A 16,922-nucleotide genomic window follows, 5' to 3' on the forward strand; every position below is an offset into this window, starting at 1 on the left:
CCGACCCCATCTTGACGAAACCGAGAGCTTCTCATCCTCGGCTTCATCCAACGATACAATCATTTGACTTTGGAAACAAGTAGGCGGGTATAATCATGGCGTTCTGCATCATAAATCCGTTCAGTTTCAAACAGGTCAACACGTCGCCCTTTCTTCATCACCAAGATGCGCTGGCTAATAGAGGCTACCGAAGCAATGTCATGCGATATAAACAAGTAACTGATGCCCAGTTCCCGGCTGAGCCCCTTCAGCATACGCAAAATTTCGGCCTGCACCGTCACGTCCAAGCTGGACGTCGGTTCATCGCAGATCAGCAGTCGGGGATTCAGCGCAATGCCGCGCGCAATCGCCACCCGCTGCTTCTGTCCGCCGCTCAGTTCATGCGGGTAACGGTCCAGATACTCCGGTGAAAGCCCGACCATATCGAACAGTTGCCCGGCACATGCCCGGCGTGAACCCCGAGCTTCGCTCAAAAATGGTGGAACGATCTCCGGAAAGTTGTCCAGCGGCTCCATGACCGAACGCCATGCGGGAAGCCGCGGGCTTAACGACGATGACGGATCTTGAAACACGACTTGCATATTTTTCCGCATTTGACGAAGCGCTTTTCCTTTCAAACCAACCAAAGATGTGCCACCAAAGACAACCTCGCCTGCATCCGGACGTTCCAGACAGAGCAGGATGCGCCCAATCGTGCTTTTGCCGCTGCCGCTCTCGCCGACAATCCCCAAACACTCGCCCTGCCTAATCTGCAAAGAAACATCCTGCAGTGCTGTCACCAAGTGTCCGGCATGGCGGTAGCTTTTGCACACGTCCCGAAGCTCGGCCAGTACAGGCCGCGAAAAATCCTGAACCGCTAAGCGTTCACCTAAACGGACAGAGCTAACCATGCTTCACCAACTCCCGATCCGAACGTTCTACAGTATCTCCACGCTCTTGGTCCTCAGCATCACCAGTGGACTTATCATCCTCCACATCATCCTTTACCGGCATTTTTGGGCAGCTGTCCAACAGTTTCAGCGTATATGGATGCTTCGCTTTCATGCGAATATCCGATGCCGTGTTCTGTTCAACGATCTGCCCCTCCTTCATTACGGTAACATGGTTGGCACGTTTCAGGGCCATCTGCAAATCATGGGAAATGAGCAAAATGGCGCATCCTGTCTGCCCTTGAATGTCCTGCATCAGATCAAGCACGGTCTCTCCGCTAATGACATCCAATGCCGTCGTTGGTTCATCCGCGATCAGCAGCTCTGGCTCCAGCATCAACACCGCCGAAAGCGCTGCACGCTGCAATTGCCCCCCACTCAGCTGAAAGGAATAACTGGAAAAGATTCGTTCTGCCGGCAAACCTACCTTGTCCAGATGCTCCAACACCATTTTTTTGCATGCTTTGCGCGTGTATGCTCGGTGAGCGCGAATCGCATCCATCAGCTGGCTGCCGATCGTTCTGAACGGAGCGAAGCTGCCCCGATAATCCTGGAATACGTAACCGATGGATCGGCCCGCCAGTTTCCTGCGCTGTTTACCGTGCTGCTGCAACAGGTCCTGCCCTTGAAAAATCAGTTGTCCCTGAACGACCTTTATTCCCGACGGCATCAGACCAATAATGGCATTGGCCGTCATGCTCTTTCCGCTTCCGCTCTCGCCAACCAGCGCCAATATTTCTCCGGAACGAATGTCAAAAGAAACGGCCTTCAGGATCATCCGCCCCCCGTCAGCCGAACGAACGGATAGATTCCGTACGCTTAAAATGGGCACCGTGCCTGAATCCATGAGTATCACCTCAACTTAACCAATTCATGATCAAAGTCATCCTTGTTTGCCACGAACGTCCAACCCATCTCTCACACCTTCCCCGATCAAATTAAAAGCAATGACCACCAGCATAATGGCCACTCCGGGATAAATCATAAGTTCCGGTTGGGTTTGGAAAAACGGTCGGCCATCGTTCAGCATCGCTCCCCATTCAGGGGAGGGCGGCTGTGCCCCCAGTCCAAGATAGGACAGGGACGAGATGACCAAAATCGTTTTGCCGATATCGAGTGCGGCATAGACGAGCACCGGAGGGAGAACTGCGGGCAATAAGTGTCGCCACAGGACGGTCCATGTGTTTCCACCGGCGACCTCAGCCGCCGTAATATAGTCTTTTTCCCGCTCGGACAGCACGATCCCACGTACAATGCGCGCATATCCAAGCCAGTTGATCAACACGATGGACACCACCATGTTTTCCATGCTTGGCCCCAAAAAGCCGGAGATGGCAATGACCAACAGAAAATCAGGCAGCACGCTAAGCCCATCCACAATGCGCATAAGGAACGTATCCACCTTGCCGCCAATGTATCCCGAAAGCAAACCCAGCGGAATGCCGATCAACATGACCATAACGATGACCATCGACGAAATGCCAAGAGTCGAACCCGCACCCTCTACTAAACGGGAGAACAAGCATCTGCCCAGCTGATCCGTACCGAAGGGATATGCCAGGCTGGGCCCCTGCAGTCTGATCGCCATATTGACCAGATCGGGGTCATTCCGAACAAACAACGGTCCGAACACAATCAGCAATACCATCAACACAAGTATGGACGAACCAGCCACGATGCCTGGTCTGCGCAGCAGCCTTTTGAAAGAAGGAGATTTGCCAGAACTCAGAGAGCTCTTCCCACGAGCTGTAGCCATTCTCACGAGGAGACTCCCCCTTTGCGCAAACGAATTCTCGGGTCGATCCAGCCATAGAGCAGGTCTACGAGCAGATTCACCAAAATGGTAAACGCACCCGTCATCATGAGATATCCCTGTATGAGCGGATAATCCCGCTGGAAAATAGCCTCCACCGCCATGCTGCCCAATCCGGGCCAGGAGAACAGCGTTTCAACAACGACCGAGCCGGCAATCAAACTGCCAAAGGTCATGCCAAACACCGTCAGCACCGGGATACACGCCGCACGCAGCGCATATTGCAGGACGATTTTGAATTCGCCGATGCCTCGCGCCCTTGCAGAACGGACGTATTCCGTGGACAAGCTTTCAAGCATGCCGGTTTTGAGCAGCTGTGTGTGGACCGCCGCCAGACCGAAACCAAGCGTAATGGATGGCAGCACCAGATGTTTAAATTCGCCCTTGCCCATCGTGGGCAGCCAGTGCATTTTGGTTGAAAACAGGTAGATCAGAATCAGACCGATCCAGAACGTCGGCATGGATGCCCCCAGCAAAGCAAACATTTTGCCAAAATGATCAGGCAATCTTCCCGGAAAACGCGCAGCCAGCAAACCCAGCGGGACGGAAATCAGCACCATCACGGTTATGCCGCCTATCGCAAGCTGTAACGTGGCTGGCAAACGATCAAGCAATTCGTCAAGGACCGGTTTGTTCTTCAACAGCGAATCGCCCAAGTCAAGCGTCATCACATTCGTCATCCAGCTCCAGTATTGAACGGCCAAAGGCCGGTTGAAACCAAGCTCCTCGCGCAGCGCCTCTGCCTGTGCCCGGGTTGCCTGCATTTCATCCGCTCGCAGCAAACTCATCACCGGATCGCCGGGAGCAAGCTTCATCAGCACAAAAACGACAATCGATAAAACAAACAACACGATGACCAGTTGAGTCAGCCGTCGCCCTATCCATTTCAACACGTCAGTTCACGTCCATCTTATTCGTCATAAAGTAGTAGTCCTCGGCGCCCGGTTTCCAGCCTGTGACACGGTCGCTCATACCCACGATGATATTCGGATAAACGATATAAGCATGCGGCATGTACTGCTTGGAAATTTCCACTGCTTCCTGCGTCAGACGGATTCGCTTGTCCATATCGCTTGCGGCATTCAACGTGTTAACCGCGCCCGACAGCTCATCGATCTCGATATCGGCTGCATTCAGTGCCCCGCCGGGCATCAATGCCGAATTAAGGAAATATCCACCATCACCGCGAGGCGCGGACAGATTGCTGTACGTCACGATATCCCAGTTGTTATTGTCACGGATGGCCGTGTCTACATTTTCCACCGTTCGGATGTTGATCGTTACACCGGCTTTCTGCGCTTCAGATTGCAACACCTGGGCAATAAGCGGCAGCTCCGGACGTGCCTTGTACGTCAACAATTCCAGCGTCAACGGTTGTCCGTCTTTCACCATTTTCCCGTTCTCGAGCACATAACCGGCCTCCTGCAACAGCGCTTTGGCCAGCTCGACGTTTTCCGGTTGAACGGGATCTGTGCTGCCGAACGGAAGGTTCGCATTAAACGGACCGTTGGCTGGAGCGGCATACCCCAACATGACGTCATTCGCAATGCTTTGGCGATCCAGCAGCAAATTCAGAGCTTGTCTTACTTTCAATTCCTTCGTTACCTCCCCCGCCGGGTTAAACAACAGGAAGTGCACGCGCAATCCAGGGAGTGATTCCACATGCAAATCGGATGATTGCTCGATCGGTTCCACAGATTCAGCAGGCAACTGTGTGGCAATGTCGACCTCGCCCGATTGCAGCGCCAATGAGCGCACGTTTCCATCCTCATTGAATTTGAAATCGACCTGCTGCAGCGGGGAAGCGCCATCCCAATACCTGTTATAACGTTCCAATTGGATTTGGATACCTGGCGAAAAGTTCGTTACCTTAAAAGGTCCCGTACCTACGGGCGCCAGATTGAAATTTTTCGTACCCATCGCTTTTTCGGCCTCAACGTTAATGATCGAAGCGTAAGGGTTGATCAGTTCCGATACAAGGGCAGGATTGGGTTTGTTGGTCATAATGGTCAACTGCTGCCCCTCAGCCTGCATGCTTTTGATATCGAGTGCATTTTTCAATGCCCCATTCACGCTAACAGCACGCTCCAGCGAAGCTTGGACCGCCGCCGCATCAAGCGGAGCACCATCTTGGAAAGTCACGCCATTCCTGATCTCAAAGATCCATGTATCATCTCCCTGTGCTTCCCAGCGGGTGGCAAGCCAAGGCTGTACGGCCAGATTCTCGTCTAACCTGACAAGGGTTTCCGTAATTCCTGCCCGTACCGCCACAAGGTCATTGGAAGGGTCAAGCGTACTGCTCTTGAAATGGAACAACAACGTCATCTTTTTAACCGCAGATTCACTTTGGGATGCTGAGCCCGCGGAGGTTCCTTCACCAGACCCGCCACCTGCCTTTGCGCCGCATGAAGACAATATCATTGCCGAGGCAAGCACCGTTAGCGTCAATAACAACCATTTTTTACACAACACTCGCTTTTTGTTTTTCAATGAATGGTCAATCCTTCCTTCTGCTTCTCTTAAAACCGCAATCAAAGCTATTAAGACAGTAATTTTCACACTATCGGAGAATCCCTTTATTTCCCTGTCATATTTTCTATCATTATATGTAATTCAATCTATGTTGTACACACAAAAAAAGACTGACACCAATGTGCCAGCCCTTGCTTCATTTATTTTTCATTTCCGAAGTGTTCTTTCCGTGCTTGTCTCAGTGCGTTCTCCGCGAGAGATGCAAGCAGTTCAGCCCCCAGCGGCAGCGCCCGTTCATCCAAATCAAAAGCAGGATGATGCCATTCGTGCGACCCGGAAGTACCTAAGAAAAGAAACAGGCCCGGAACCTCCCTTTGATAAAAAGAAAAATCCTCGCCTGCCGGTGACGGCAGCGGCCTGACGCCATTCAATCCTACAGCTGCGGCGGTCTGTTCCGCCAAGGCTGCAAGCGAAGGGTCATTGACCACGGCAGGAGGTCCCTGAATCCAGCGGACCGTGGCGGTGGTGCCGTATGCCGCGGCTACGCCAGCCACCACCTGGTTGAAGCGCTCCCTGATGCGTGCCCGCACCTTCTCTTCAAACGTACGAACCGTGCCGTCGAGCACCGCTTCCTCCGGAATGACGTTCCAGGCCGTGCCGCTATGGATTTTGGTCACGCTGATCACGGCGCTTTCCTGTGCTCCGACATTTCGGCTCACGATGGACTGCAAGGCCGTGACGATATGGGATGCCACCACGATCGGATCAATGCCTGCCTCAGGTACGGCCGCGTGGCTTCCTTTGCCCTGCACCTTAACGACAAAGCCGTCCGCGGCGGCCATGAGTGCACCTTCGCGGATGCCAACGCTGCCTACCTGCAAGTCAGGTTTGTTATGCAGCCCGAAGATGGCTTGAACATCCTGCAGCGCACCGGTTTGAATCACTTGTTTGGCCCCCGTCGCTTTTTCTTCCGAAGGCTGGAACAGAAGGCGAACCCTGCCCGGCAGCCGCGATTCGCGTTGCTTTAACAATTCGGCAGCGCCGATCAGTATGGCCGTATGAGCGTCATGTCCGCAGGCATGCATCTTTCCGGACACCTGTGACGCATACTCCAGTTTCGTTTCTTCCTGGATCGGCAGTGCATCAATGTCGGCCCTTAACGCAACAACCGGACCTTCGCCTTCCCCGATTTCGGCAACCAGTCCGGTGCGAAGCGAGTATTCCTCGGCAATGCGAATACCTTGTTCCTCCAGCCAGCCCCGGATGGATTCCGTCGTTTCCCATTCCTCGCCCGACAATTCCGGATGACGATGCAAATGACGACGGATGGCCGTCAATCGTTCCGCGAAAGAAAGATCCTGGCCGCGATCCGCCATATCCGATAAGGACGTTGGTTCTTTAGGCGCATCCTGCGAATCCTGCGCCTCTCGCTGCTCCAATTCGCTTTTCATGAAATGGCCCCCTTGGTTCAATTTCCGATCCATCAAATCGTTATGGAACACGTCATTTCGCGATCAAAGCTGCAACTTCTCTGGTCGTGGCCCGATTCGCGGTAATTTAATTTTGGCACAACCAGAGGTTAGCCGACAACGGTCTGGATAGCTTCATGCTCTGCCTCAAATGCATCCAGCCCTTGCTCTACCAACGCCTCGCGCAGCAGCTCGAAGGAACGCAGTCTTTTGCCGAAATCGCGGGTTGCCGTTGTTACGATCAGTTCATCAAAGGCAAAATCCCGCTGCAGCTTGGCCACAACCCGGCCTACGCTCTCCTTGTTGCCCTTGATCGTGCTTGGTTCAAGCACCTCGATCCGGTATTTTTCATTCGATTGCTCGCCAAACTGTTCCGCTTGTTCAATCGAACCGACCGTCAGCGTTTTGCCGCCTTCCAGGTGAATTTTAACGAGTTTGTGCTCGCTGGTCAGTTCCTTGGCCTCTTCCTCCGTCTCCGCCACGATGAGCGCCGCTGCCAATGCCACGTAAGGCTCGGAACCACCGGAACGGTCGAATCGTTCGCGATACACGCGGAAGGCCTCCTGCGCCACCTCCGTATTGCCGTTAATGAACAGAGAAAATACATAAGGCAGTCCTAACTCGGCGGCCATCGCCGCGCTATCCACGCTGGCTCCAAGCACGTAGAGCTCGGCAGGCGCATCGACGACCGGTGCGGCACGCAAGCCTGCCAGAGGATGCGTCTCGTCCGCAAGCGGTTCATTGTGAATATACCGCTTGACTTGCAGTATCTTTTCTTTCAGTGGAGCCGCATCGCTCACTCCCTCCTGCAGGGCTTGGGTGGAGCGCGGCAAACCTCCCGGCGCGCGACCGATGCCCAGATCCACCCGTCCCTGACCAAGGGCGGCAAGCACGTTGAAGTTCTCGGCCACCTTATACGGGCTGTAATGCTGCAGCATCACTCCGCCGGAACCCAAACGAATCCGCTCCGTATGGGCAAGCAGGTGCGAAATCAATACCTCGGGCGACGAGCCGGCGACATGCTCCGAATCGTGATGTTCCGATACCCACAACCGATGGAATCCAAGCCGCTCCGCCGCCTTGGCAAGCTCGATCGTATGCCGGAAAGCCTGTACCGGCGTTTCTCCTTCATAGATCGGGGTCTGATCCAAAATACCAATACGAATACTCATCCTTTTTCCTCCTTCGCATGCCAACCTGCCTTGCCTCATCTATAACTTCCGCAACAGCTCCCCGAAAGGCTCCGCAAACGGCGAATGTTGTTCTTTCAATGTCACGACGCTGATCTGTAACGACACACCCGCGACTTCATGCACCTGGATCGGAAACAATTCCTGTTCCCCAACTTCCTTCTGCACCGTCAATCCGGGCAAAAATGCGATGCCCGCCTTCTGAAGCACAAGCTTCTTCGCGGTTTCCGACTGATCCACATGGTAGGCGATATCCGGCGGTTGCTCCAGCGAGTCGAATGCCCGGTGAATCCGCAGCCAATCGAGCGATCCACATTCGAAGAACACAAGCAGCTCATCCCGCAGCGCTTCCATGCTGACGTGTCCTTTTTCAATGAACGGATGTCCTTTGTACACGTAAAGCTGAATGGGATCTTCGTAAAAAGCGACCGTGCGAATGGCCGGATGCATAACCTTGCGCACAAACGCCAGATCAATTTCCTGGTTCAACAGCTTGGCAACCAGTTGGTCCGTCGTCGCCGTCGTCAATTTGACCGTTACATCCGGATAGGCTTCCCTGACCTTCGGCAGGAAATCGGGGAGGACATAGGTGGACACCGAGATGGTACTGCCGAGTCGCAGCGCATTCGGCGTCGTGCGCCGCTGCTGCAGCTTCTGTTTTCCCTTCTGGATCACCTGCAGCACCTGCTGGGCGTACGGCAGGAATTTCCTGCCTTCCTCCGTGAGCACGATCTGTTTGCCAAGCCGGTCGAACAGCTTGCAGCCGAGCTCGCGTTCCAGCGACTGAATGCGTGCCGTTACGGAAGGCTGGGACAAAAAAAGCACTTCGGCAGCTTTATTGAAGCTTCCGTAATGATTGATATATACAAATGCTTCAATGTTCTCAATGTTCATAAGCGCCTCCGTATCCTTATCCATTGACGATAACGTCAATATTGATTTAACCCATTAATTTACTTGGTTTTAGGAGATCGTAATGCTCTCCCTGCTTAATGTCAATACCAATTCTTCCAAAGCGCGATCCAAACGTGCGGCGATCTCCGCCGAGAGGGCATAGGTCCCGTCTTCCAGACGTTCAATGCCCTGATCCACGGCATATACGCCGCCAAGGATATGTCTTCCGCCGAGGGCGGCTAACACAGGTTTCAGCGCGTAATCGATCGCCAGCAAATGCGCAATGGAACCGCCGATGACGAGCGGAAGCGCAAGCTTTCCTTTCAATCCCTCCTGCGGGATCAGATCCAGAAACAACTTCAGTACGCCGGAATAGGCAGCTTTGTATACCGGGGTGGACACAATCACCGCATCCGCTGCCTGCACAAGCGCAAGCGCATCCTGAATGGCAGGACTGTCGAATTTGGCCTGAACCACATCTTCTGCCGGCAGATCGGCGACATGAATAATATTTACCGTAGTGCCTGCTTCACCCAATTTTCCTGCACTGTAATCGATCAGTCCTGTCAGGCGGGAACGCTTGGATGGCGATCCCGCGATAATTACGACGTTTGACATTAACAATCCCTCCTCAAGCGATCTTGGTATGTGTTAAGCCGTTCCTTTGGTTTGCGGGTCCAATCGGTCGCGCAGCACGTCGCCGATCAGATTGACCGCGAGCACAAACAGCGTAATGACGAGTCCCGGGAATGTGCAAATCCACCATGCCACGGTCAGGTAGCCCCTGCCCTGTGAGAGCAGCATGCCCCAATCCGGAACTTCCTTGAGCACGCCGAGCCCGAGAAAGCTGAGCCCCGATCCCGTCAGGATGGAGGTACCTACGCCAAGCGTAGCCATAACGAGCAGCGGAGACAACGAATGCGGCAGGACATGCCTCCAAAAAATCCGCGCGTTCGAACCGCCCAAGGAACGGGTAGCCGTAATGAACGGCAGCCCCTTTACCGACATGACCTGCCCGCGAAGCACACGCGCATATCCCGGAATGGCTGCGACGGCCACGGCGAGCGCGATGTTCATCAGTCCGGGGCCAAGCGCGGCCGCAACAGACAGTGCCAGCAGAATCCCGGGAACGGCCATCAGAATATCGACGGAACGCATAATGACGGTATCCACCATTCCGCCCGCGTACCCCGAAATGATGCCAAGCGCGCTCCCCACCAGTCCCCCCACCAGAACGGAGACGAGACCGATGAGCAGGGAATCCCGGCTGCCATGCACAACGACGCTAAAAATGTCGCGTCCGAAATAATCGGTGCCGAACCAGTGCGCTGCTGAAGGAGCCTGCAAAATCGCGTCCGTCATCATTTCCGTCGGAGAATAAGGAGCGATCCATCCCGGCACGATGGCACAGGCCACGATAAAAGCAACCACAACCAATGCGGAATAATAAAACCACCGCGATATCGCAAACGATGCTTTGATGCGTTTGCGAATGCCGCCCCGCCAACGAATGCGCCCAGCGGTTCGGTTCCATGCTTTCTTTTCCTGAGCCAGCGGCTTCATGCTCATCTGCTTCTCCTCCCTGCTTCGTGCAAATGCCCTTCGATATTCCGCATATCTGCCATCGTCATGCCTTCACCGCACGCCTGATCCTTGGATCGATGTACGCGTAGGAGATGTCGACCAGCAAATTCAGGACCACGTAAATGATGGCCGTAAAAAAGACGACGCCCTGCACGACAGGCAAATCCTTGGCCATCAGCGCATCCGCGATGATTCGCCCGATGCCTTGTCTGGAGAACACCGTTTCTACCACCACGGTTCCTGCCAGCAAGTCGGCAATCATCATGCCGATGACGGTGACGGCGGGGATCAGCGCATTGCGTAAAGCATGCCCGTACATGATCGTTCGCTGCGTCAGCCCTTTGGCTCGCAGCGCAACGACAAACGGTTCGTTGATCACTTCCAGCATACTGTTGCGCACCATGCGCACGATAAATCCTGCACCTACCAGCCCAAGGGTTGCCGCCGGAAGCACCAGGGAACTGAAGCCCTCCGACCCCATGGCCGGGAACCAGCCCAACTGTACCGAAAATAACAGGATCAACAAGATTCCGGTCCAAAACGTCGGCATCGAGATGCCGAACAACCCGACCAGTCTGGCGACAATGTCAATGACGCCATTGCGATGAATGGCGGACAGTACGCCGAGCGTAATGCCAACGACGATCGCGATAATGGCGCTGAGCGCCGTCAAGGCAAGCGTAGCCGGGAAATGCTCCAGTATTTTCGGCAGCACCGGGTCGGAATTCAGCATGGACTTGCCGAAATCGCCGCGCAGCATATCGCCGAAATAGTTGGCAAACTGGATATAGAAAGGCTGATCCAGCCCAAGCTGTGCCCGCAGGTTTGCGATCATTTCCGGCGTGGCCGAGGAAGGGTCCAGCATGAGCAGGACCGGATCCCCCGGCAGAAGGTACATGATGCAGTACACCAGCACCGAAGCTCCAAAAATGACGAACAATGAGGTCGCGATCCGGGTCAGTATCGTTTGTGCCATGCCGGGACATCTCCTTCCTGAATGTAAATTCATGCATCGTCAAAATGCATCAAGCGGCGTCACTGCTGGATCCGCGCATCATTGAACAGCGGATAACCGAGCGAATCGAATTTGATGTCCTGCACGGTTTTCGATGCCGCCACCGTGTAAGGGAACACGTAAATGGGCAGGATCACGGCCTGATCGATCAAATACTGCTGAATTTGTTTGTAGATTTCCACCCGTTTCTCCTTATCGCTCTCTACCGCACCCTGCTCAAGAAGTTTGTCGATCTCCGGGTCCGACAGGCCCGACAACGTTGGGCGTTCGCCTTCGGCAGGCGTGTGGTAAAAGGCATACAGCGCATGGGGATCGGAATTAACCTGGCTGTTGCCGTACAAATCATAGTCCCAATTCTGGTAAATGACCGTGGCAACGTCCTTCGTAATCTCCACCTGCACCTCGATCCCCACTTGTTTCAACTGCTGCTGAATCATCGCCGCGATATCGTTGCGCTTCTCCCGGTTAGGCGAACCGTCTACGTACCGCAAGGTCAGCCGTTTGCCGTCCTTCTCCCGGATTCCGTCCGCTCCCTTAGTCCATCCTTGCTCATCCAGCAATTGGTTGGCTTTGGCAATATCCGGCTTGATGCTGCCTTCCAGCGAGCTGTCGTAGCCGAGGATGCCCGGGGACAAGGCGGACCATGCTCTGTCGTAAGTTCCCAGATACAACGTTTTAACGATGGCATCCACGTCCACTGCGGCTTGCACGGCCTGACGGAGCTTTGCGTCATTCCACGGTGCCCTGCGTTCGTTAAAAAAGAGCGTATATGGCAGCCCTACCGTGTTGGCTTGCAGCAATTGCTGGTTCGGATCGCTTTGGAGCGCAGCGACGTTTTGCGGAGGAACCGTCTCGGCCGCAAGCACCTGGCCGCTCTGCACGCTTCCGATCCGCGTGGCTTCTTCGGGAACGATTTTGAACGTAATCTGATCCAAATGAGGCGCACCGTCATTGTCGACCGTCTCCGGTGCCCAATGATAGTCCTTGTTTTTGGCAACGACGATGTCGGCATTTTCGGACCAGCTGACAAAGGTATACGGCCCGGTACCTACCGGATTTTTGCCCAGCTGATCGCCGTATTTTTTCGCCGCCGTAGGGGACACGATGCCGAGCAGTGCCTGACTCAGGTTGCCGAGGAATGCTTCGGATGGTTGAGACAGGTTAACCTTGATCGTGTATTCATCAATGACCTCGGAGGAGCTGTAGGGTCTGATCAGGGCAAGGGCGTTCGCGGCTTTAGTCGCCGGATCGATGACCCGGTCCAGGTTGTATTTGACCGCTTCGGCGTTGAACGGCGTGCCGTCATGGAACTTCACGTCCTCACGCAGCTTGAACGTATAACTTTTGCCGTCGTCCGACACCGTCCACTCCTTGGCCAGCCATGGCTTGATGGAACCGTCCGGCAGCTGCACGACCAAATTGTCGTACAAGGTTCGGATGGCCCGCACAGCCACGGCCAGGCCGCTGCGATGAGGATCAAGCGTATCGGGAGAAGTGGCGAGGGCATAGGTCAAATTGCCGCCTTCTGCCTTCGCTTGTTCCCCGCCCGACGCCTGAGCCGGGCTGCTCGCCTGACGGCCTGCACCGCAACCGGACAATACCAGCATCAAGGCCGACGCAAGCGCCACATATTTAAACCACGAAATGGACCTGATCATATCGCTTCCCCCTCTGTATATACAGCAGTCATCAGTGTTAAATATATATTTCCTATGAGTTAACTTGGTTTTAGGCTGCAACATGCGGAGCCCTGGAAAACTTCGATACCTTGTCAGATACCAACTTCTTGACGGGCAGCCGTGTATCGGTTAACGGGAATGTTCAATCCAAGATTGCCGCGCAGCGTATCATGCTCGTAATCGGTCCGATAGATGCCGCGCTCCTGCAGAATCGGCACGACCAATTCGACGAAATCGCTCAGCCCGCTCGGAAGCTCGGAATGAATGATGAAGCCGTCGGCGCCTTCTGCTTCGAACCACGCCTGGATTTGATCCGCAACCTGCTCGGGCGTGCCCAGGAACTTGCTTCGCGGCGTTGCGGCACGAAGGGCAACCTCGCGCAAGGTCAATCCTTGCTCTTTCGCATCCTTCTTGATTTTGTCCGTGGTGCTGCGGAAGCTGTTGCTGCCGATGCCGTTCAACTCGGGGAACGGCTCATCCAGCGGATATTGGGAGAAATCGTGATGTTCGAAAAACCGGCCAAGGTAATCCAACGCTTTCTCGATCGTCACCAGACCCGCAATCTCCTTGTATTTCCGCTCAGCCTCTTCTTCGGTGCGTCCGATGATCGGATTGATGCCCGGCATGATGACGATATCGTCCGCGGAACGGCCGTAGGCCACGGCACGCTCTTTGACGTCTTTGTAGAAAGCCTGCGCATCCTCCAGTTTGTCATGCCCGGTAAAAACGGCATCGGCTTCTTTGGCAGCCAGCGTTTTACCGTCGTCCGACGATCCTGCTTGGAAGATGACCGGCTGCCCCTGTTTCGAGCGATCGATGTTGAGCGGTCCTTGAACGGAGAAATATTCCCCTTCATGATTCAGCGTGTGCAGCTTGGAAGGATCGAAGAACACTCCGCTCTCCTTGTCTCTGACAAAGGCGTCGTCTTCCCACGAATCCCATAGTCCCTTTGTGACCTGCAAATATTCGCTGGCGATCCGGTAACGCTCCGGATGAGACGGATGATCCTTTTTGCTGAAATTTTTGGCCGAACCTTCCAGAGGGGAAGTCACGACGTTCCAGCCCGCGCGTCCGTTGCTGATTTTGTCCAGCGACGCGAATTGCCTTGCCACGGTGAACGGTTCGCTGTAGGAAGTCGACAGCGTGCCGACCAATCCGATGCGCGACGTTACGGCAGCCAGGGCGGACAGGATGGTAATCGGCTCGAAGCGGTTCAAAAAGTGAGGAATCGATTTCTCCGTAATGTAGAGTCCGTCCGCGATAAACACGAGGTCGAACTTGCCCTCCTCGGCTTTCAACGTCTGGCGTTTGTAGAATTCGAAATTAACGCTGGCGTCCGGCAGTACCTCCGGATGCCTCCAGGTCGTCATGCTGCCTCCCACGCCATGGACGATGGCACCCAGCTTTAATTTTCGTTGCGTTGTCATATGCATTCCGCCTTCCTCGAATGGGATTCAACTGAAGTCAATAACTCCGAAATGAACGATGAAACAAACCAACCTCGGGCAGCAAGCTGATAAGACTACAATTAATAACTATTCCTATGCGTTTGGTATGTTTTTAATTTCCACAAATCTTATCACCGCCCCCGAAACGGGTCAACCATGCTTCGATAGAACTTTTCTATAAGAACGAATCCCGGCCATCTTCAGCGGTGGCAGACTCGCAACCCATGACCGGGGGACATTGTCTTCGCTTATGCAAACGGCTTCCGGCCCGCAATCAGACGGCTGCTGTTTCCCCCGGCTGTGCCAGCAGGGCTGCCAGCTTTTCCAGGTCCGGCTCCAGCAGAGCTTCGAATGTTCCGTCCACGCCTACCTCGATGACAGGAACATGCCGAATGCCGTACTTGGCTTCGAGGACATCCCTCAACACGTCATGCCCTTGTACCTCAATGTTTTCGAAAGGCTGGTTGCGCTCATTCAGGAATGCTTTGACTTCTCCGCAAAAATGACAACCCGTTTTGCTCCATAACACGACTTTTTTGCTTGCAGCAGACATTGACATACCTCCTGTTTGTCTTCATGATAAAGGTCCGAAGAACTGTCATTCTTAGACCATCAATTCCTACCTGTTAAATAAGAATTATGGCTTTAAATGTACTCCTCCGTCCAGGAAGCGTCAATGGAATTGCTAATAGAATAAACCTATAAGCACATAGAAAGAATGTATTCGATCTCTCGCAGCATATGTAATTGGCGAATGCGGAATGAAACCCAAGGCGGGTCTCCCTGCGATTCATTCCGCACCACGGCCGACCTCCATGCAAGCCCTCCTACAGTTGGCAACCCAGCAATTTCGGCGGCGCTATGATCGGCCATCCTTCCTCTAGAGCATGCAGCTTTTCGTAAGGAACCCGTATGACCGCATAAGGGTAAACTCCCCAGCATTCGGCGGCGTATGCCGAAGCATATTTTCTCCGCTTGCCGCCGCTAATCTGGTACCATATCTGCGGTGCTTCGTTGGCCGCAACAACGCTGCCTTCCGGCCATTCCGCCGAACTTCCTTGCAGCAGATGGGCCGATGATTGGCCGGACTCTGAAGCCCTTCCCTGGATCTGCATGGAAGAATCGATGGCATTGCCGACCGGAATGCCCAGCAGATCGGGCTTTGCCAACCGAACGGGAGAAATGCCCTGCGGAACTGGAATGTGCAATTTACGCCGACAACCTCCAGACAGGTAATATGCGTCGCCATTCACATCCGTCAAGAAGCTCCCCTCCGGATAGAAATCGCTGCTGCGCCTGAAAGGCTGGCGCTCACGGGCGTCGAACGAAGCCGGAGCCTCCTTTGACATGCGGGCAGCTTCGGCGATCAAGGCGTGGGGGTCTCCCCATTTTCGCTCATAAAATTGCTCATTTTCCTTGTTCACAGCAGCCAATTTTTGCTCTCCCACCGCCTTTATGCTGACGCTCCCGAAATGATGGATAAAGGCATCCCCTGCCACAGCGAGCTTGTATCCCGCAAGTTTCGCGCGCACGATCCAATCTTCGTCCTCGAAATTGCCTATGGCATAACCTTCGTCCAGATAACCTACCCGTTCGAACAATTCCCTTGAAAACAACCAGCAAAATCCGACGAGGCGATCCGTCAGGCGGTATTTGGACGCATCGGGCTTATTGTAGTTTGCGGCAAAAGCCCACATCTCCGATACGTCATCATAAGGCACCTCGATCTGCTGCTCTCCGCCGATATAATTCGTCACCGGACCGACGACGCCGATGTCCGCTTGACTTTGAAGGCATGCCATCATGTTGTCCAGCCAACCCGGCGTGACCAGCGTGTCGTTGTTCAGCACGACGATATGCCGTCCTTTGGCCATCATGAGGCCATGGTTCACTCCGCCGGCAAACCCACGATTGCCATCCAGCGCGGCTACCCGAACCATGCCCCCGATCCGCCCAAGCGCGTCGGCGGTGCCGTCCTGCGATCCATTGTCCACCACGATGATTTCGTAGGGAGCCGGGGTGTGCTTTTCAATGCTGGATACGCATTTCAGTACATAATCCCGCTGGTTGTAAGTCGGAATGACGATGCTTACCCCGTCAAACACGGCGCCGAACGAATTTTTCCCTTGGCGCACGCCGTCCTCATACCCTCTTTTGTAGCCCTGATTGTATATCTTCGTCCTTCGAAGAGCCTGTTGTCCCTTCCGGCTTGCTTTGGATTGGCTTCCCTTGCCGCGGGCTGCCGCATGCAAAAAAACAGATGGGGCCGACGCCCGATTCCCGTTCCGTCTTTTTCCGGGTTTGCCGGAAGAGCGCGGTAGAATGGCCTGCTTGCCTGACGGCCTCCCTAAAATCCGCATTCGCTCCTCCTGACGGCATTCGGCCCGGGGTGAAACACCCCCGGCGAAAACATCCTCACAGTCGTACGT

The 16,922-nt window shown here is 54.4% G+C and carries 15 protein-coding genes; all 15 read right to left on the bottom strand.

What is annotated here, in order from left to right:
• Nucleotides 1-59: 59 nt before the first annotated feature.
• The 15 genes from MKY59_RS25330 to MKY59_RS25400 all read right to left on the bottom strand — a co-directional run bounded on the left by MKY59_RS25330 (nt 60) and on the right by MKY59_RS25400 (nt 16,853).
• On the bottom strand, nt 60-890 hold the full coding sequence (locus MKY59_RS25330) for a dipeptide/oligopeptide/nickel ABC transporter ATP-binding protein (protein WP_339274389.1): 831 nt from the start codon (nt 888-890) through the stop codon (nt 60-62).
• Nucleotides 883-1,776 carry an ABC transporter ATP-binding protein gene (locus tag MKY59_RS25335; RefSeq protein WP_339274391.1) on the bottom strand — a complete coding sequence of 298 codons (894 nt, stop codon included), beginning with the start codon at nt 1,774-1,776 and terminating at the stop codon, nt 883-885. The genes MKY59_RS25330 and MKY59_RS25335 overlap by 8 nt, the downstream gene beginning before the upstream one ends.
• 36 nt (nt 1,777-1,812) lie before the next feature.
• On the bottom strand, nt 1,813-2,685 hold the full coding sequence (gene nikC / locus MKY59_RS25340; RefSeq protein WP_339278474.1) for a nickel transporter permease: 873 nt from the start codon (nt 2,683-2,685) through the stop codon (nt 1,813-1,815).
• Nucleotides 2,686-2,687: 2 nt separating this feature from the next.
• A complete protein-coding gene (gene nikB, locus MKY59_RS25345) occupies nt 2,688-3,635 on the bottom strand; it encodes a nickel ABC transporter permease (RefSeq protein ID WP_339274393.1) in 948 nt (315 codons plus the stop codon).
• A 1-nt stretch (nt 3,636) separates the two neighbouring features.
• A complete protein-coding gene (gene nikA, locus MKY59_RS25350) occupies nt 3,637-5,232 on the bottom strand; it encodes a nickel ABC transporter substrate-binding protein (protein ID WP_339274395.1) in 1,596 nt (531 codons plus the stop codon).
• Between the two features lie 182 nt (nt 5,233-5,414).
• Nucleotides 5,415-6,590, bottom strand: coding sequence for an amidohydrolase (locus tag MKY59_RS25355; RefSeq protein WP_339278475.1), 1,176 nt, complete (start codon nt 6,588-6,590; stop codon nt 5,415-5,417).
• Nucleotides 6,591-6,793: 203 nt separating this feature from the next.
• A complete protein-coding gene (locus MKY59_RS25360) occupies nt 6,794-7,855 on the bottom strand; it encodes an LLM class flavin-dependent oxidoreductase (protein ID WP_339274397.1) in 1,062 nt (353 codons plus the stop codon).
• Nucleotides 7,856-7,894: 39 nt separating this feature from the next.
• Nucleotides 7,895-8,767, bottom strand: coding sequence for a LysR family transcriptional regulator (locus MKY59_RS25365; RefSeq protein WP_236414550.1), 873 nt, complete (start codon nt 8,765-8,767; stop codon nt 7,895-7,897).
• Between the two features lie 69 nt (nt 8,768-8,836).
• Nucleotides 8,837-9,385 carry an NADPH-dependent FMN reductase gene (gene ssuE, locus MKY59_RS25370; RefSeq protein ID WP_339274399.1) on the bottom strand — a complete coding sequence of 183 codons (549 nt, stop codon included), beginning with the start codon at nt 9,383-9,385 and terminating at the stop codon, nt 8,837-8,839.
• Nucleotides 9,386-9,418: 33 nt separating this feature from the next.
• Nucleotides 9,419-10,336, bottom strand: a complete 918-nt coding sequence (locus MKY59_RS25375) for an ABC transporter permease (protein WP_339274401.1) — start codon at nt 10,334-10,336, stop codon at nt 9,419-9,421.
• A 58-nt stretch (nt 10,337-10,394) separates the two neighbouring features.
• Nucleotides 10,395-11,327 (bottom strand): ABC transporter permease, encoded by a 933-nt coding sequence (locus tag MKY59_RS25380; protein ID WP_236414556.1) that lies wholly within the window; start codon nt 11,325-11,327, stop codon nt 10,395-10,397.
• Between the two features lie 59 nt (nt 11,328-11,386).
• Complete coding sequence (locus MKY59_RS25385; RefSeq protein WP_339274403.1) at nt 11,387-13,024, bottom strand: ABC transporter substrate-binding protein; 1,638 nt, start codon at nt 13,022-13,024, stop codon at nt 11,387-11,389.
• Between the two features lie 113 nt (nt 13,025-13,137).
• Entirely contained in the window at nt 13,138-14,472 is a 1,335-nt protein-coding gene (locus tag MKY59_RS25390; RefSeq protein WP_339274404.1) for an LLM class flavin-dependent oxidoreductase, read from the bottom strand.
• A 295-nt stretch (nt 14,473-14,767) separates the two neighbouring features.
• Complete coding sequence (locus MKY59_RS25395) at nt 14,768-15,046, bottom strand: glutaredoxin family protein (protein WP_339274405.1); 279 nt, start codon at nt 15,044-15,046, stop codon at nt 14,768-14,770.
• Nucleotides 15,047-15,320: 274 nt separating this feature from the next.
• Nucleotides 15,321-16,853, bottom strand: coding sequence for a glycosyltransferase family 2 protein (locus tag MKY59_RS25400; protein ID WP_339274406.1), 1,533 nt, complete (start codon nt 16,851-16,853; stop codon nt 15,321-15,323).
• Nucleotides 16,854-16,922: the final 69 nt, after the last annotated feature.

It is taken from the genome of Paenibacillus sp. FSL W8-0426, assembly GCF_037969725.1.
In the GTDB taxonomy this organism is placed as follows: Bacteria; Bacillota; Bacilli; order Paenibacillales; family Paenibacillaceae; genus Paenibacillus; species Paenibacillus hubeiensis.

Excerpts from the sequence above, each read along its gene's own strand:
- MKY59_RS25330 (WP_339274389.1), bottom strand. The coding sequence starts at position 890 with ATGGTTAGCTCTGTCCGTTTAGGTGAACGCTTAGCGGTTCAGGATTTT.
- MKY59_RS25335 (WP_339274391.1), bottom strand. The coding sequence starts at position 1,776 with ATGGATTCAGGCACGGTGCCCATTTTAAGCGTACGGAATCTATCCGTT.
- nikC (WP_339278474.1), bottom strand. The coding sequence starts at position 2,685 with ATGGCTACAGCTCGTGGGAAGAGCTCTCTGAGTTCTGGCAAATCTCCT.
- MKY59_RS25355 (WP_339278475.1), bottom strand. The coding sequence starts at position 6,590 with ATGGCGGATCGCGGCCAGGATCTTTCTTTCGCGGAACGATTGACGGCC.
- MKY59_RS25360 (WP_339274397.1), bottom strand. The coding sequence starts at position 7,855 with ATGAGTATTCGTATTGGTATTTTGGATCAGACCCCGATCTATGAAGGA.
- MKY59_RS25365 (WP_236414550.1), bottom strand. The coding sequence starts at position 8,767 with ATGAACATTGAGAACATTGAAGCATTTGTATATATCAATCATTACGGA.
- ssuE (WP_339274399.1), bottom strand. The coding sequence starts at position 9,385 with ATGTCAAACGTCGTAATTATCGCGGGATCGCCATCCAAGCGTTCCCGC.
- MKY59_RS25375 (WP_339274401.1), bottom strand. The coding sequence starts at position 10,336 with ATGAGCATGAAGCCGCTGGCTCAGGAAAAGAAAGCATGGAACCGAACC.
- MKY59_RS25380 (WP_236414556.1), bottom strand. The coding sequence starts at position 11,327 with ATGGCACAAACGATACTGACCCGGATCGCGACCTCATTGTTCGTCATT.
- MKY59_RS25385 (WP_339274403.1), bottom strand. The coding sequence starts at position 13,024 with ATGATCAGGTCCATTTCGTGGTTTAAATATGTGGCGCTTGCGTCGGCC.
- MKY59_RS25390 (WP_339274404.1), bottom strand. The coding sequence starts at position 14,472 with ATGACAACGCAACGAAAATTAAAGCTGGGTGCCATCGTCCATGGCGTG.
- MKY59_RS25395 (WP_339274405.1), bottom strand. The coding sequence starts at position 15,046 with ATGTCTGCTGCAAGCAAAAAAGTCGTGTTATGGAGCAAAACGGGTTGT.
- MKY59_RS25400 (WP_339274406.1), bottom strand. The coding sequence starts at position 16,853 with ATGCGGATTTTAGGGAGGCCGTCAGGCAAGCAGGCCATTCTACCGCGC.